Source organism: Streptomyces sp. 2-1 (assembly GCF_048564895.1).
Taxonomy (GTDB): domain Bacteria; phylum Actinomycetota; class Actinomycetes; order Streptomycetales; family Streptomycetaceae; genus Streptomyces; species Streptomyces phaeochromogenes.
Window position 1 is genome coordinate 712,810 of the sequence record NZ_CP183383.1, and the last position, 14,886, is coordinate 727,695.

At 70.9% G+C, this 14,886-nt stretch carries 14 protein-coding genes; 7 read left to right on the forward strand and 7 right to left on the reverse strand.

Annotation, left to right across the window (positions count from 1 at the left end; all coding sequences use genetic code 11):
- Positions 1–6 precede the first annotated feature (6 nt).
- The 3 genes from ACN20J_RS03395 to ACN20J_RS03405 all read left to right on the forward strand — a co-directional run bounded on the left by ACN20J_RS03395 (position 7) and on the right by ACN20J_RS03405 (position 2,957).
- Positions 7–969: an alpha/beta hydrolase gene (locus tag ACN20J_RS03395; protein ID WP_419665163.1), complete on the forward strand. Its 963-nt coding sequence runs from the start codon at positions 7–9 to the stop codon at positions 967–969.
- 453 nt (positions 970–1,422) lie between these two features.
- The gene (locus tag ACN20J_RS03400; RefSeq protein WP_419665164.1) at positions 1,423–1,956 is read left to right on the forward strand and encodes a PadR family transcriptional regulator; all 534 of its coding nucleotides are present in this window, start codon (positions 1,423–1,425) and stop codon (positions 1,954–1,956) included.
- A 20-nt stretch (positions 1,957–1,976) separates the two neighbouring features.
- Complete coding sequence (locus ACN20J_RS03405) at positions 1,977–2,957, forward strand: NADPH:quinone reductase (RefSeq protein ID WP_419665165.1); 981 nt, start codon at positions 1,977–1,979, stop codon at positions 2,955–2,957.
- Positions 2,958–2,992: 35 nt separating this feature from the next.
- On the opposite strand, the gene ACN20J_RS03410 is transcribed toward ACN20J_RS03405, so the two are convergent.
- From ACN20J_RS03410 to ACN20J_RS03420, 3 genes are all read right to left on the reverse strand, one after another.
- Positions 2,993–3,622 (reverse strand): TetR/AcrR family transcriptional regulator, encoded by a 630-nt coding sequence (locus tag ACN20J_RS03410; protein ID WP_419665166.1) that lies wholly within the window; start codon positions 3,620–3,622, stop codon positions 2,993–2,995.
- Positions 3,619–3,951 (reverse strand): non-heme iron oxygenase ferredoxin subunit, encoded by a 333-nt coding sequence (locus ACN20J_RS03415; protein ID WP_189841890.1) that lies wholly within the window; start codon positions 3,949–3,951, stop codon positions 3,619–3,621. Before ACN20J_RS03415 ends, ACN20J_RS03410 begins: the two co-directional genes overlap by 4 nt.
- Before the next feature lie 283 nt (positions 3,952–4,234).
- Complete coding sequence (locus ACN20J_RS03420; RefSeq protein WP_419665167.1) at positions 4,235–4,978, reverse strand: SDR family oxidoreductase; 744 nt, start codon at positions 4,976–4,978, stop codon at positions 4,235–4,237.
- Positions 4,979–5,130: 152 nt separating this feature from the next.
- Between ACN20J_RS03420 and ACN20J_RS03425 the strand changes: the two genes are divergently transcribed.
- Positions 5,131–5,970 carry a helix-turn-helix transcriptional regulator gene (locus ACN20J_RS03425; RefSeq protein ID WP_419665168.1) on the forward strand — a complete coding sequence of 280 codons (840 nt, stop codon included), beginning with the start codon at positions 5,131–5,133 and terminating at the stop codon, positions 5,968–5,970.
- A gap of 5 nt (positions 5,971–5,975) precedes the next feature.
- Here the strand turns inward: ACN20J_RS03425 and ACN20J_RS03430 are convergent, their stop codons facing one another.
- On the reverse strand, positions 5,976–6,650 hold the full coding sequence (locus ACN20J_RS03430) for a response regulator transcription factor (RefSeq protein WP_189841887.1): 675 nt from the start codon (positions 6,648–6,650) through the stop codon (positions 5,976–5,978).
- Positions 6,647–7,855 (reverse strand): sensor histidine kinase, encoded by a 1,209-nt coding sequence (locus ACN20J_RS03435; protein ID WP_419665169.1) that lies wholly within the window; start codon positions 7,853–7,855, stop codon positions 6,647–6,649. Before ACN20J_RS03435 ends, ACN20J_RS03430 begins: the two co-directional genes overlap by 4 nt.
- Positions 7,856–8,254: 399 nt before the next feature.
- Here ACN20J_RS03435 and ACN20J_RS03440 point away from each other — a divergent pair, with 399 nt between their 5' ends.
- The 3 genes from ACN20J_RS03440 to ACN20J_RS03450 all read left to right on the forward strand — a co-directional run bounded on the left by ACN20J_RS03440 (position 8,255) and on the right by ACN20J_RS03450 (position 12,916).
- A complete protein-coding gene (locus tag ACN20J_RS03440) occupies positions 8,255–10,531 on the forward strand; it encodes an MMPL family transporter (RefSeq protein ID WP_419665170.1) in 2,277 nt (758 codons plus the stop codon).
- A gap of 118 nt (positions 10,532–10,649) precedes the next feature.
- Entirely contained in the window at positions 10,650–11,861 is a 1,212-nt protein-coding gene (locus tag ACN20J_RS03445; protein ID WP_419665171.1) for an NAD(P)/FAD-dependent oxidoreductase, read from the forward strand.
- 53 nt (positions 11,862–11,914) lie between these two features.
- Positions 11,915–12,916, forward strand: a complete 1,002-nt coding sequence (locus tag ACN20J_RS03450) for an NAD-dependent epimerase/dehydratase family protein (RefSeq protein WP_419665172.1) — start codon at positions 11,915–11,917, stop codon at positions 12,914–12,916.
- Between the two features lie 30 nt (positions 12,917–12,946).
- Here ACN20J_RS03450 and ACN20J_RS03455 read toward each other — a convergent pair whose 3' ends face one another.
- Complete coding sequence (locus ACN20J_RS03455) at positions 12,947–14,059, reverse strand: sensor histidine kinase (protein WP_419665173.1); 1,113 nt, start codon at positions 14,057–14,059, stop codon at positions 12,947–12,949.
- A 2-nt stretch (positions 14,060–14,061) separates the two neighbouring features.
- A complete protein-coding gene (locus tag ACN20J_RS03460) occupies positions 14,062–14,853 on the reverse strand; it encodes a response regulator transcription factor (protein WP_419665174.1) in 792 nt (263 codons plus the stop codon).
- Between the last annotated feature and the right edge of the window lie 33 nt (positions 14,854–14,886).

Sequence of the window (14,886 nt, forward strand, 5' to 3'; positions counted from 1 at the left end):
GAAAACATGAGTGAGGCAACTGCTGTGGAGCGACCGCCGGAGCCGGACTGGTCGGCGATGACGACCCAGGAGCTGATCGCCTATCGCGACGCGGAGAACCGCTTCCGGGCGTCGAGCGCGGCGCGGGCGTTCACCGGGGAGCCGGACCCCGGCACCGAGATTCAGTGGCAGAACGTAACGCTGCCGGGCCGCGAACTCCCGGTCCGGGTGTACCGGCCGTCCCCCGGACGGGAGGGCGACGACGCCGGCCGGACCGGCCTGCCACTCGTCCTCCACGTGCACGGAGGAGGGTTCGTGGGCACGGCGGTGCAGAGCGACTGGGTCAACAGCCACCTCGCCGCCCAACTGCCCGCACTCGTCGTCTCGGTCGAGCACCGCCCCATCGCCCCGGACAGCCCGATGACAGACGCCGTCGACGACGGCTGGGACGTACTCCGGCACGTGGTGGAGCATGCCTCGCAGTGGGGCATCGACCCGGAGCGGACGGCGGTGTTCGGCGAGAGCTGCGGCGCGTTGATCAGCGCGCTGGCCGCGATCCGGGCCAGGGAGACGGGTCTGCGCCTTTCGGCGCAGGTGCTGGTCAACCCCGCCGTCGACGTGACCGGGACCATGCTCGACCACGACTCGGTCACCGAGCACGCCCGCACCCCGACGCTCGCCGTACCGCAGCTGCGCCTGTTCCAGCGGCTCGCCGTTCCACCGGGAACCGACCCTCGCGCACTCTCGCCGCTCTACGCCGACAACCTCGACGGGCTGGCCCCGGCGCTCGTGGTGGTACCGACCCACGACCCGGTGGCCGACCACGGCCGCCGCTACGCCGAACGGCTCCAAGCGGCCGGAACACCCACGCGGCTCACCGAATATCCCGGAGCGGGGCACGCGTTCCTCAGCATCCCGGGCCTGGCACAGCAGGCCGAGCCCGCACGCACGGAGATCCTCGAGTTCCTCCGAGCCGCCCTCGCCAGGTGAGGCAGAAGCAAAGCACTACCGAGGTGCGGCCTCTGATCGACGGCGCCCTGTGCGTCACCATGCGCCGCCAGAGCGATCGCATGGTCTGGGACGCCTGGGAAACACCAGCAACATCACTGCCGTGCCGACGGACTTCCGCTGAGATGCCGCCCAGCACGAGGCTGAGCTCCGCGAGCCACGGCCGACCGTAGTTGGCCCGAGGTGTTCACCAGGTCCGAGGGTGTCGATGTCGCGTTCCGCCAGGCCCGGGGGTCGAACGATCCGCGGAAGACCGCTGAGAGTCTCCAACGCTGAGCACCGGCTGCGAGAAGTCACGACCGAGAGCGGCCCCGTCACCGACGGGGCCGCCTTCTGCCGCGGCACCTGCGCCTTGATCGTTTCCTTGCCCCGGAAAAGCCAGAACCTCGATTCGATGTAAATATCGATTCGATGCACCTGTGAGACGATGGCCCCATGCTGGAACTCGCCATCCTGGGCTTCCTGGCCGAAGGCCCCTTGCCGGGTCATGAACTGCGCAGCCGTGTCTCCCATCTGACCGGCTACACCCGCCCGGTCAGTGACGGCAGCCTCTACCCGGCCATCAACCGCCTCGCCAAGGTGGGCCTGCTGGAACGGCAACCCGACCCGCGCGCGGGTGCCGCCCGCTACCTGCTGAGCCTCACCGAGGCCGGCCACGCCGACATGCTCCAGCGCCTGCGCAATCCCGCCGACCACGAGATCACCGACCACACCCGCTTCTACACGGTGCTGTCCTTCCTCTCACTGCTCCCCGACGTGACCGAACAGCACGCGGTACTGCGCCGACGCCTGGCCTTCCTGGAGGAGCCCGCGAGCTTCTTCTACGACGGCGACCGGCCGATACGCGCCGAGGAGATCACCGACCCCTACCGGCGCGGCCTTCTCCTCACCGCCCGCGCGACCAGCCGCGCCGAACGCGCCTGGCTCCGCGAGGCGCTGGGCGAGGAACCCCTCGAGAAGAACTCCTGAACCACACCGGAGGTACGTCCATGCTCGCGTCCTGGTACGACCAACAAGGCCCCGCCGCCGACGTGTTGTGCGTCGGCGAACTGCCCGACCCCGAGCCCGGCCCCGGTGACGTGCGGATCCGCGTGAGCGTGTCGGGCGTCAACCCCGGCGACACCAAGAAGCGCCGCGGCTGGCTCGGCTCCTCGATGCCCTACCCGAGGGTGATCCCGCACAGCGACGCCGCGGGTGTCATCGACAAGGTGGGTGACGGGGTCGACGCCCGCCGCGTGGGAGAGCGGGTCTGGGTGTACGGCGCCCAGTCCTACCGGGCCTTCGGCACCGCAGCCCAGTACACCGTCGTACCCGACCAGCAGGCCGTCCCGCTCCCCGACCACCTCGGCGACGAACTCGGCGCGAGCCTCGGCATCCCCGGGATCACCGCCCACCGCGCAGTGTTCGCGGACGGCCCGGTCGACGGCCGGATCGTACTCGTGCACGGAGTGCTCGGCGGCGTCGGCTCCCTGGCCGCCCAGCTCGCCCGCTGGGGCGGCGCCACCGTCATCGGCACCGTCCGCCGCAGCGGCGACCTGGACAGTGTCGACGCGGCCGTCGTCTCCCACGCCGTCGCCCTGGACGCCCACGACCCCGCAGCGGAGATCCGCGCCTACGCGCCCGACGGCGTGCACCGCGTCGTCGAGGTGTCCCTGTCGGCCAACGCCGACCTGGACAACGCGGTCACCGCACTCGACGCCGTCATCGCCGCCTACGGAACCCACGCCGACCGCACCGAACTCCCCTTCTGGCCCCTGCTGTTCAACAACGTCACCCTGCGCCTGCTCGGCAGCGACGACTTCCCCGCCGCGGCCAAACGGCAGGCAGCCCGCGACCTCACCGCGGCAGCCGCAGTCGGCGCCCTGACCGTCGACATCGGTGACGCCTACCCGCTCCAAGACATCGCCAAGGCCCACGACCGGGTCGACGCGGGCGGGCGCGGCCGGGTGCTGGTCACGGTCACCGGCTGACGAGCAAGCCGACAGCCGGCGCGCTTGGAAGCGCATCACCTCTCCTCGGAAGCGCCCTGTGCTTCGTCGGCTCGAGACACCCGTCGTACCAGGTCGACCCAGGTGGACTGGAGCAGTGCGGCGGGGACTTGGTGTTCGTTGCGGAGGTGGTCGGCGGTTTCGAAGTTCACGAAGGCGAGCAGGGCGTGGGCGAGCATGTCGTGGTCACCATCAACTCCCGTTTCTCTAAGGAGCGTTGATACATGGCGGTGTAGGGCACTGGCGGTGTCCGACGCGTGGCGGCGTGCGTGCGGCAGGCGGCGTCCCAGGGCAGCGCCCGGGTCCGCGTCGGCGGTGTTGCGCTCGATGAGGGCGCAGCCGAACGCCTCCAGGCGATCTCTCGCGGGTGCTCCCGGCCCCAGCGGCGGCGGACCCGACGTGTACGCCTCCTGGAATTCGGCCTCCGCTTCGGCGAGGAGGGCGAGCAGGAGGCCGTCACGGTCGCCGAACCGGCGGAAGAGCGTGCCCTTTCCCACGCCGGCCGCCTCCGCGACCTCGTGCATCGTCACGTGCTCGACGCCCCGCTCGGCCACCAGCCGGGCAGCCACCTCCAGCAGCCGGGCACGGTTGCGGGCGGCGTCGGCCCGCTCGCCGCTGGGACCGGGACCGTCGGGTGCCCGTGTCACTGTTCGGTCCGCGGTGTGGCGCGTACGTACACGGATCCGTCGTCGATCCGAACCGGATAGACCGGGACGGGGCGGGTCGCCGGTGGGTCGAGGGGATGGCCGGTGCGCAGGTCGAAGCGTGAGGCGTGCAGCCAGCACTCGACCGTGCAGCCGTCGACTTCCCCTTCCGACAGTGAGACAGCGCTGTGCGAACACACGTCGTGGATCGCGAAGACCTGCTGCTCGGTCAGGACGAGGGCGACAGGGACGCCCTCCACCTCGAAGCGTCGCGGGACGCCCTCCTTCAGTACGTCGAGCTTGCAGACGAACGTGTAGCCGCTGCCGGGCATCGCTCTCCTCGGGTGCATCCATGACGCCGGTGGTACGTCATCCGGTTCACAGGGGTGCATCGGGCGTGCGGCGACGCTCGGCCCGGAGCGGCACGTGTGATCGTGTCTGATCACCGAGGTTAGCGACGCGGACCGGGCCCCGGACCCGACTCCGGTCCGAGTCGGCCTCGGCAGATGGGCCTAGGCCTCGCGCGAAGACCGTCCGCAGAACGTCCAGATCAGGTCCGGCGGACTCGGGCGTCGGGGCTGGGATGGACGCCCCTTGTGGTCAACCGGCGCGAGTTCAGACGCCGGCGAGCATCGTCAGAACGTCGTCGTACGTGCCGTTCGCCTCGGCGTGGCGCACGAACTTGGCGCGTTCCACGACGATTTCCTTGGCGTCGGGACGGTCGTGGAGCAGAGCGAGGGTCTCGTCGAGGAAGTCGTCCAGGGGCATGGCGTTCTCGTCGTCCTGCTGGCCCAGCAGGGTGGTCCGTACGCCAGGCGGGGCCACCTCGATCACCTGGACGTCTCTGGCGGTGAGCTGCACGCGCAGGCTCTCGGAGAAGGAGTGCAGCGCGGCCTTGGTCGCGTTGTAGGTCGGAGTGATCGGCAGCGGCACGAACGCCAGCGCGGAGGTGACGTTCATGACGACCGCGTCCTTCTTGTCCTCCAGCAGCGGCAGGAAGGCATACGTCATCCGGATCGTACCGAGCAGGTTGACCGTGACGTGGTCCTCGGCGATCGGGAGGGAGGCGGGGTCGAGGAGGTTCTCGGGCAGCATGATGCCCGCGTTGTTGACCAGGACGTTCAGCTGCGGATGGCTCGTCGCGACCGATTCGGCGGCGCGAGCGATCGAGGCGGGGTCGGCGACGTCGAGGGCGAGTGCCTCGATGCCCGGGTGCTCGCTCGTGATCCGGTCGAGCAGTTCCTTGCGCCGCCCCGCGACGATCACCTTGTTCCCGGCCTCGTGCAGGCGCAGCGCCAGGCCGAGCCCGATTCCCGAGGTGCCGCCGGTGATCAGGATCGTGTTGCCGGTCATCTTCATGTGGAGGTGTCCTCTTCCTTCGCCGACAGGGGGCCGGTGATCGCCCCCTCGCTCCGACCGTAGGAGCGCCTTCGATGAGGTGGGAGAGGACGGTTTACCCATGGATCGGCGATCCCTGGCTGGGAGAACGGAGGGTGGTCATGATGGTGGGCATGGACAAGAAGGAGCTGGCGGAGTTCCTGCGCCGACGGCGCGAGACGCTGCGCCCCCATGACGTCGGGCTGGTCGAGGGCCCACGCAGGCGTACCCGGGGGCTGCGCCGCGAGGAGGTCGCCTCGCTCGCCGGGATGTCCACCGACTACTACGCCCGCCTGGAGCAGCAGCGCGCCCCGCAGCCCTCCGTTCAGATGGCCACGGCCCTCGCCCGGGCGCTTCGACTGACGCTGGACGAGCGCGACCATCTCTTCGGTCTCATCGGTCACAACGCCCCGGCCCGCTTCCACCGCTCGGAGCATGTCAGCCCGACGCTGATGCGGGTCCTGGACCGCCTGGACGACTCCCCGGCCCTGGTGCTGACCGACATGGCGGACACCCTCGCGATGAACCCGCTGGCCATCGCACTGCTCGGCGACCAGACCCGCCACACCGGGCTCGCCCGCAGCGCCTACTACCGCTGGTTCATGGATCCCGCCGAGCGCCTGGTGTACCCGGAGGAGGACCACCCACACCACGGTCGCGCCCAGGCGGCCCGTCTGCGGGTCGCGCTGACAGCGGGCAGCGACACCCCCAGAGCCGCCCGGATCCTCGCCGAACTCCAGGAACACAGCCCCGAGTTCGTCCGTCTGTGGGAGTTGCAGGAGGTCGCCCAGCGCTACGACGAGAGCAAGACGATCGTCCATCCCGAACTCGGCCGCATCGATGTCGACGGCCAGGTCCTGTTCACCGAGAACCGCGCGCAGACCTTGGTCGTCCTGACCACACGCCCCGGCACGGAGAGCCACAGCAAGCTCGAACTGCTCTCCGTCATAGGGCACCAGCAGCTCACCACCTGAGGGCGTCAGTGGCCGACGTCGTGGTCGCCCGCTTCCACGAGGCCGCTCTCGTAGGCGAAGATCACGATCTGGATCCGGTCGCGCAGCCCCAGTTTGGTGAGGATGCTCGACACGTGTGATTTGACGGTGGCCGCGCCGATCGACAGTTGTTCGGCGATCTCCGCGTTGCTCGCGCCGCGGGCGACTGCGGTCATGATCTCGCCCTCGCGACCGGTGAGCCGTTCCAGGCGGGCCGCCGCGACGGTGTTGACGCGGCGTTGCGTGAACCGGTCGATGAAGCGGCGAGTGATCGAGGGGGCCAGCAGTGTCCCGCCCTCGGCCACGGTGCGTACTGCGGTGGCCAGTTGTTCGGGGGGAATGTCCTTGAGGACGAAGGCGCTGGCGCCGGAGCGCAGCGCCTCGTAGACGTACTCGTCCGGGTCGAAGGTGGTCAGGATCAGCACCCGGGTGTCCCAGTCGGCCTCCTGAAGGATCCGCGAGGTCGCTTCGAGGCCGTCCATCTCGGGCATGCGGATGTCCATGAGGATCACGTCCGGGCGGTGGCGGCGTACGGCCTCGATCGCCTCGACACCGGTCCCCGCCTCGGCCACGACCTCGATGTCGTGGTGGACCCGGAGAATCATGGCGAAGCCGCGGCGTACCAGCGCCTGGTCGTCGGCGACGACGACGCGGATGCTCATGTGGGCTCCCCCTTGGTGGGCAGCCGGGCGGTGAGCCGGAATCCGCCGCCGGGACGCGGCCGGGCGTCGAGGCTTCCGCCGAGCAGGAGGGCTCGTTCCCGCATGCCGACGATGCCGTGGCCGGGCAGGCCCTCGTGCGCGGCCGACACCGACCGGACGGCGGTGCCGCGGCCGTCGTCGAGGACCTCGATGGTGATGCCGTCGCCTTCGGCGCGCAGGCGCACCTCGGTGCGGGTCTGCGGTCCGCTGTGCTTGAGCACGTTGGTCAGGGCCTCCTGGACGATGCGGTACGCCGACAGATCCACGCGGGCCGGGAGTCGATCCTGGATGCCGCCGGTGACCGAGACGTCCAGACCCGCCTCCCGGACCTCCGCCACCAGACGGGGCAGGTCGGCCAGGCCCGGCTGAGGACCAAGGCCGTCGCGCTCGGCGTTCGGCCGCAACACTCCCAGCAGGTGGCGCAGTTCGTCCAGCGCCTGACGTCCCGCTTCCTCCACCGCCGCCATCGCCTCCAGGGCGCCCTGCGGATCCTCGGCGGCCACCATCCGGGCCGCACCGGCCTGCACCGTCATCATGCTCACCCGGTGGGCGACCACGTCGTGCAGTTCACGGGCTATGTGGGTGCGCTCCTCGGCCACGATCCGCCGTGCCTCGGCGGCCTGTTCCTGGTGGAGCCGGGCAGCGCGCCCGGCTCGGAGCCGGAGGCGTCGGCCGAGATACCAGGCCCCGAACATGCAGACATAGCCGAAGCCGATGTCCTCCCAGGGCGTGGAGAGGAGGAAGCCGTCGATCGTGAGCGCGACGACGGCCGCGCCGATACCGAGAGGGCCCCACCGGTTGTCGTCGTCGTGCCGCCCGACACTGTAGAGCGCGACTATCACCATCCCGCCCAGAACGGAGTAGTTGCTTCCCAGCGTCGGGAGCCACGCGACGAGTGCCACGCACAGAACCGCGACCGGCCTGCGCCGACGCAGGTAGAGCGCCGCGCCGGCCACGGTGACGAGGAGGAGGGCGGGCTGGAGGACTCGGGTCATCGGGCGGAGGAGGAGGGAGTCCCCCGGGCCCTCTTCCAGGAGTGCGGTCAGCAGGAACATGACGGTCGCGAGGACGGCGTCCGAGCCCTGCGGCCAGCGCGTGAACGGGCCGCGGAACCTGCCCGGCGCCGTGCGGCCCGGCGTCCCGGCATGCGGAGCCGTACGGATCATCGTTGCTCCATCGAGAGGCGGCCGGTGCCCTGGCCGGGAAGCGTCCCGTGGCCTGGCGCAGGCACCGCGACGCGCCGGGCAAGCCATCGTAAGTCCAGCTCCGAGGCACCGTCACCCGCCTGCGGGGGGATGCGGTCCTCCGTCGCCGGACGGAGATGTGGGCCCTTGCTCCCCGTCGCGCGTGGGGCCGTCCGACCCCTCTGACGGCGGGAGACGGCACCGGCGTCGGCACCCACGATGGGAACCGCTCGAAACTCCTGCCGCCGCTCACCGACCGGTGCCGCCGGACGGCAGCCGTCCCGCACGAACCCGGCCGACAGGTCCAACGGTCGGCAGCTCCCGCACGAGCCCATCCGACAACTGCCGCCGGTCGGCGGCCGTCTCCCAGGAGTTGCAGCCATGAATCGACTCACGCGCCGTATCGGCGACGCGAGCACCCGCCGACCATGGGTGACCATCGCCGCCTGGGTGGCCGCCCTGGTGCTCGTACTGCCTCTTGCGGGCCTGGTCGGCGGCTCGTTCGTCGACGACCTCGTCGCTCCCGGCAGCCAGAGCGAGAAGGCGATGGAACTGCTCGAGGAGCGCTTCCCCGAAGCGTCCGGCGGCAGCGCCGTCGCCGTCTTCGCCGTGCCGGAAGGGGAGCGGATCGATCGCCACCGGACGGCTGTCGAGGCGGCCGTCGGCCGCGTCGCCGAGGTGGAGCACGTCGCCACGGTCACCGATCCCTTCGCCGCGGGGACGGTCTCGCCCGACGGACGGATCGGCTACGTCCAAGTCGCCTTCGACGTACCGGAGATGGAGGTGAAGCCCGAGCAGGTCGATGCCCTGAACGACGCGATCGAGCCCGTACGCGGCGACGGTGTCGTCGCCGAAATCGGGGGCGACGCCGTGTTCATCAACGCCGAGACGCCCACATCGGGCGCGGAGGCGGCGGGCCTGCTGACCGCCCTGGTCATTCTGGTGGTGGCATTCGGCACGATCGTGGTCGCGCTGGTGCCGATCGCGCTCGCCCTGGTCGCAGTGGCCGCCGGTCTGGGCAGCATCGTGCTGCTGGCCCATGCGACGGACGTGTCCACCGCCGCGCCGACGATCGGCGCGATGATCGGCCTGGGCGTCGGGATCGACTACGCCCTGTTCATCGTGGCGCGCTGCCGCGAGAACCGCGCGGCCGGCCAGGATAATGCCACCGCGCTGTCGAACGCCATGAGTTCGTCCGGCGCGGCCGTTCTGTTCGCCGGCGGCACCGTGGTCGTGGCGATGAGCGCGCTCGCGCTGACCGGCCTGGGCTTTCTGACCTCGATCGGCCTGAGCACCTCGCTGGTCGTGCTGTTCGCCGTGGCGACCGCCCTGACGCTGCTGCCCGCCCTGCTGTCCCTGTTGGGCGACCGCATCCACAAGGGCCGACGGCACCGGGGGCTGCGTACCCGCCGTGCCAAGAAGTCGAAGGAGTCGAAGGAGTCGAAGGAGTCGAAGGAGTCCGAAAACACCGAGAACCACAAGAGCCCTGAGCAGACGGCATGGTGGCGGTTCGCGCACCACGTCTCCGGTCGGCCGTGGCCGTACCTGCTGGCCGGGTCCGCGGTGCTACTGGCCCTGGCGATACCGGCGTTGCGTATGGAGACGGGTTTCCCCGATGCGGGCAACGACGCGACCAGCACCACCCACCGCCGCGCCTACGACCTGCTGGCGGAGGGCTTCGGTCCCGGCTTCAACGCCCCACTGCTCATCGTCGCCGACCTGGACAGCCCCGGAGTGGACGCCGCGGGCATCCCGGAGTTGGCCCGGCGTGTCGCCGACGACGCCGGCGTCGCGTCGATCGGCGAGCCCCGGTTCTCCACGGCGGGTGACACGGTCGTACTGCCCGTGCTGCCCACCACCGCCCCCGCGGACGCCGCGACCTCCGACACCCTCGAACGCATCCGCGGCATCATCCCCGACAATGTCGCCGTGTCGGGCCTGACCGCCATGACCGACGATCTCACCCGTCAACTCTCCGACACCCTGCCGGTGTTCATCGCCGCGATCCTCGTGGTGTCGTTCCTGCTGCTGATGCTGGTGTTCCGCTCCGTCGCGGTACCGCTGAAGGCCGCCGTGATGAATCTTCTGTCCATCGGCGGCGCGTACGGCGTCGTGGTGGCCGTCTTCCAATGGGGCTGGCTGGGAGGGCTGTTCAACCTCCACGAGACGATACTGATCGCCTCGCCCCTGCCAACGATCTTCTTCGCGGTGCTCTTCGGCCTGTCCATGGACTACGAGGTGTTCCTGCTCTCACGTGTGCGCGAGGAGTACGACGCCACGGGTGACCCCACCGAGTCGGTGGCACGCGGTATGGCGGTCACGGGCCGTCTGATCACCTCCGCCGCGCTGATCATGACGTCGGTCTTCCTCAGCTTCGTCGCCAACCCCTCGCCACTCGTCAAGATGATGGGCCTGGGGCTGGCCACGGCCATCGTGCTCGACGCCACGATCGTCCGCATGGTGCTGGTGCCCGCGTCCATGGCGTTGCTGGGGCGCGCCGCCTGGTGGCTGCCCCGGCCGCTCGACCGGCGGCTGCCCCGCATCACTGTGGAGACCATGGAGAGCGAGGAGAGCGAGGACACCGTGGAGAGCAACGAGAGCGACGACCTCCCGCCTCCGCCCGAGCCCACACCGGCCCCCACTGCCCGGATCAGCTGAAGCCACGGCGCATACGCGCCCCGCTCCACGCCCGCGAAGTGGTCTGCCTTACAGCCTGTCACAGGGTCCGGTCGGGCGGCGTCTTGAGGCCGAACCCACCGCGAACGAGGGAGACACCATGGCTCAGAACACCGAAGTGGTCGTACTCGGCGGCGGATACGCCGGCGTCATGGCGGCCAATCGCCTGACGCAGCGCGACGACGTGAGCGTGACTCTGATCAACCCGCGCCCGGTCTTCGTTCACCGGATCCGCCTGCACCAAGTGGTGGGCGGATCCCACGACGTGGTCGTCGACTACCGAGAGGTCCTGGCCAAGAGCGTCCGGCTGGTGGTCGACACGGCCGCATGGATCGACACGGCCGAGCACGGCGTGGCGTTGGCGGCGGGCGGCACCGTTGGCTACGACTACCTGATCTACGCGGTGGGCAGCGGCAGCGCCGACCCGCGGGTGCCCGGAGCCGCCGAGTTCGCCCATCCGATCGCCTCCCTGGAGGAGGCGCAGCGGCTGTTGTCGGTCCTCGACGCCGCGCCTGCGACGGCCGCGGTGACGGTCGTCGGAGCCGGTGCGCTCGGCATCGAGACCGCCGCCGAACTGGCGGAGGCGGGCCGCACCGTGACCCTGGTGTGCGGTGAGGTGCTCGGGCCGTATCTGCATCCCCGCGTTCGGCGCTCGATCGCCAAGCGACTGGCCAAGCTCGGTGTGACCGTGCTCGAAGGCCCCGAGACGAAGGTGACGGCCGTGACGCGCGACACCGTGCGGCTCGGTGGCGACCGTGAGCTGCCGAGCGCGGTGACCGTCTGGACCGCCGGGTTCGGCGTGCCGGACCTGGCCGCGCGCAGCGGGCTGAGCACCGACGCCCTGGGCCGTCTGCTCACGGACGAGACGCTGACGAGCGTGGACGACGTACGCATCGTCGCGGCCGGGGACTCGGCGGCGCCGTCGGATCTGCCGCTGCGGATGAGCTGCCAGGCCGCGGGCCCACTGGGCGCCCACGCCGCCGACACCGTGCTCAGCCGGATCGCGGGTGGGCAACCCGCGTCCATCGACGTGGGGTTCTTCGGCCTGTGCGTCAGCCTTGGGCGTCGCGCCGCCACCGTTCAGCTCGCCTCCAAGGACGACACCGCGAACAGGTTCTCCATCCGTGGCCGCGTTGCCGTGAAGATCAAGGAAAGCAGTTACAAGGGCTTGCTCAAGCATCTGGCGGACGAGGCGCGCAAGCCCGGTTCGCACACATGGCCCTTCAAGGACGCCAAGCGCCGCCGACTGCTGGAGGCCAAGCGCGACAAGGCACCGGCCATACGGACAGCGCATCGCCTTACGGACTCGTGACGTGATGCGCGCGGCCCGGGGGCGCGACCGGTGTGCCGCCCTAACGTGGGCGCATGCGAGTACTGGTCACCGGCGGTGCCGGGTTCATCGGGTCCCATGTCGTCGAGGCACTTCAGGCGCGCGGGCACGAGCCCGTCGTGTTCGACGTACGTGATGATCCGGAAGCGGACGTCCGCGACCCGGAGGCGGTGGGCCGCGCCCTGGCCGGTGTGGACGCCGTGTGTCACCAGGCGGCGATGGTCGGCCTGGGTACCGGATTCGCCGACGCGGCGGAGTACGTGTCCCGTAACGACCTCGGCACGGCCGTACTGCTCACGGCCATGGCCGAGAGGGGCGTACGACGGCTGGTGCTGGCCGGCTCGATGGTGGTCTATGGGGAGGGCAGGTACACGTGCGCGCGGCACGGGGTGGTGCGGCCCGGGCCCCGGGACGTCACCGACCTGGCGGCCGGGCGGTTCGAGCCGCGGTGCCCGGTGTGCGGGGAGGAGTTGTCGCCGGGGCTGGTCGGGGAGGACGCGCCGGTGGACCCGCGCAACGTGTACGCCACCACCAAGCTCGCCCAGGAGCATCTGGCCGCCGCGTGGGCGCGCTCGACGGGTGGGGCGGCGGTGTCGTTGCGCTACCACAACGTGTACGGGCCCCGGATGCCCCAGGACACGCCGTACGCCGGGGTCGCCTCCTTCTTCCGATCGGCGCTCGCCCGGGGTGAGGCCCCGCGTGTGTACGAGGACGGTCGGCAGCGGCGCGACTTCGTGCACGTACGGGACGTGGCGGCTGCCAACGCGACGGCGTTGGAGGCGGATTCGGCCGCCGGAGCGCTCACCGCGTACAACACCGGCAGCGGTGAGCCGCACACGGTGGGAGAGATGGCGACGGCACTGGCGGCGGCAGACGGTGGGCCCGAGCCGGTCGTGACCGGCGAGTACCGGCTGGGCGACGTGCGGCACATCACGGCGGACTCGTCCCGGCTGCGGGCCGAGCTGGGGTGGAAGCCGGAGGTCGGTTTCGCGGACGGCATGCGGGAGTTCGCACGGGCCGGGATGCGTGGCGCGTAGGACCGCCTTGGACCGGTGGTGCTGCCCGCTTCAGGAAGCGGCCGCGGGCAGCACCACCTCGAAGCGGCAGCCACCGGGGATGTTGCGTACGGTGGCCCGGCCCTGGTGGGCCTCCACGATGCCGCGGACGATGGCCAGGCCGAGGCCGGCACCAGCGGGTGGGGTACGGGCGTGGGTGCCGCGCCAGCCGGTGTCGAAGACGCGGGGCAGGTCCTCCTCGGGGATGCCGCCGCAGCCGTCGGTCACGGACAACACCACGCCGTCGGGCAGGAGTTCGGCGGCCACCATGACGGTGCCGTCCGCAGGGGTACGCCGGATCGCGTTGACCAGGAGGTTGCCCAGCACACGGCTCATCTCCTTGCCGTCCACCTCCACCGGCAGGGGCTCGACGCCGTCGCCGACGAGTCGCACGCCGTGCTCGCGGGCCAGGGGATACACCCCGGCGAGAGCATCGCCGACGAGGTCGTAGACGGACATCCGGGAGGGCGACAGAGCCAGGCTGCCGGCGTGGATGCGGGAGAGTTCGAAGAGGTCGCCGACCATCTCGTTGAGGCGCTCGACCTCGGTGCGGATCTGCTTCAGATAGCGGTCCGGATCGGTGGCGACACCGTCCTCCAGCGCCTCGGCCATCGCGCGCAGGCCCGCGAGCGGGGTGCGCAGGTCGTGCGAGATCCAGGCCACGAGTTCACGGCGCGAGGTTTCCAGGGCGCGCTCGCGCTGCCTGGATTCGGCGAGCTTCGCGCTGGTGGCCTGCAACTCGCGGCTGAGCGCGGCCAGTTCGGCGGTGGCCGCACCGTGGGGTGCCGTGAAGTCGCCGTCGTCTCCGAAGGAGCGGGCGGCGAGGGCGAGTTCATGACTGCGGGCGACCACCCAGCGGCCCAGCAGCAGGGCGGCGGCCAGGGAGACGACGGCCGCCATCGCGACCACCGTCGTCACAACGGACAGGTCGTGTGCGGACAGAAACATCGCCTGCGCCACGGCCAGAGTGCCCGCGAGCATCGCGGTCACCGCGACGGCGGCCACCACGGTGAGGGAGGTGGTCAGTGAGCGGCGGCGCAGCATCCACAGTGTTCCCGCCCCGAGCAGCCCGGCCGCGCCGGCGCCCAGGAAGGCGTACAGAGCGATGAGGAGGGTGGCGTGCATGATCACTCCTCGCCCTGGCCGGAAGGGCCAGCAAGATCAGAAGAACCGGAGGGGCCGGAAGGACCTGCGGCTTCGAATCGGTAGCCGACGCCCCACACCGTCTGGATCAGGCGCGGCCTGGCGGGGTCGTCCTCGACCTTGTTGCGCAGTCGTCGGACGTGGACCGTGACGGTCGAGAGGTCGCCGAAGTCCCAGCCCCACACCTCACGCATCAGGTCCTCGCGGCTGAACGCCCGGCCCGGATGACGCAGGAAGAACGCGAGCAGGTCGAACTCGCGCAGGGTGAGGGCGAGTTCGCCGCCGTTTTTGGTGGCGCGGCGGGCGGCCGGGTCGACGGTGAGTCCGGCCGCGCTGTGGGTACGCGTGCCCGCGCGGGGCCGCGTGCGGCGCAGGACCGACTCCACCCGCAGCACCAGCTCCCGAGGGCTGAACGGCTTGGTCACGTAGTCGTCCGCCCCCACCTCCAGGCCGAGGATGCGGTCGTCCTCGTCCCCGCGGGCGGTGAGCATGATGACCGGCACGGGGCCACGGCCGCGCAGTCGGCGGCACACCTCCAGGCCGTCCATGCCGGGCAGCATCAGGTCGAGTACCACCAGGTCCGGCCAGTGCGCGGCGGCGCCGGCGAGGGCGGTCGGCCCGTCCTCGGCCCGGTCCACCAGGTACCCGGCGCGATCCAGGTAGCCCGAGACGACCTCGGCGACCGTGGGGTCGTCGTCGACGACGAGGACGCGTGCCGTCCCGGTCCGTCCGTCGGCGGAGGCGCCGGCCACCGACTCGTGCGGTTGCTGTTCCATGCGGCCAGCCTCGCACCACGCGCCTTCGAGCGT

Coding starts and splice junctions, on each gene's coding strand:
- ACN20J_RS03395 (WP_419665163.1), top strand. CDS start 7: ATGAGTGAGGCAACTGCTGTGGAGCGACCGCCGGAGCCGGACTGGTCG.
- ACN20J_RS03400 (WP_419665164.1), top strand. CDS start 1,423: ATGCTGGAACTCGCCATCCTGGGCTTCCTGGCCGAAGGCCCCTTGCCG.
- ACN20J_RS03405 (WP_419665165.1), top strand. CDS start 1,977: ATGCTCGCGTCCTGGTACGACCAACAAGGCCCCGCCGCCGACGTGTTG.
- ACN20J_RS03415 (WP_189841890.1), bottom strand. CDS start 3,951: ATGCCCGGCAGCGGCTACACGTTCGTCTGCAAGCTCGACGTACTGAAG.
- ACN20J_RS03420 (WP_419665167.1), bottom strand. CDS start 4,978: ATGAAGATGACCGGCAACACGATCCTGATCACCGGCGGCACCTCGGGA.
- ACN20J_RS03425 (WP_419665168.1), top strand. CDS start 5,131: ATGGACAAGAAGGAGCTGGCGGAGTTCCTGCGCCGACGGCGCGAGACG.
- ACN20J_RS03430 (WP_189841887.1), bottom strand. CDS start 6,650: ATGAGCATCCGCGTCGTCGTCGCCGACGACCAGGCGCTGGTACGCCGC.
- ACN20J_RS03435 (WP_419665169.1), bottom strand. CDS start 7,855: ATGATCCGTACGGCTCCGCATGCCGGGACGCCGGGCCGCACGGCGCCG.
- ACN20J_RS03440 (WP_419665170.1), top strand. CDS start 8,255: ATGAATCGACTCACGCGCCGTATCGGCGACGCGAGCACCCGCCGACCA.
- ACN20J_RS03445 (WP_419665171.1), top strand. CDS start 10,650: ATGGCTCAGAACACCGAAGTGGTCGTACTCGGCGGCGGATACGCCGGC.
- ACN20J_RS03450 (WP_419665172.1), top strand. CDS start 11,915: ATGCGAGTACTGGTCACCGGCGGTGCCGGGTTCATCGGGTCCCATGTC.
- ACN20J_RS03455 (WP_419665173.1), bottom strand. CDS start 14,059: ATGCACGCCACCCTCCTCATCGCTCTGTACGCCTTCCTGGGCGCCGGC.
- ACN20J_RS03460 (WP_419665174.1), bottom strand. CDS start 14,853: ATGGAACAGCAACCGCACGAGTCGGTGGCCGGCGCCTCCGCCGACGGA.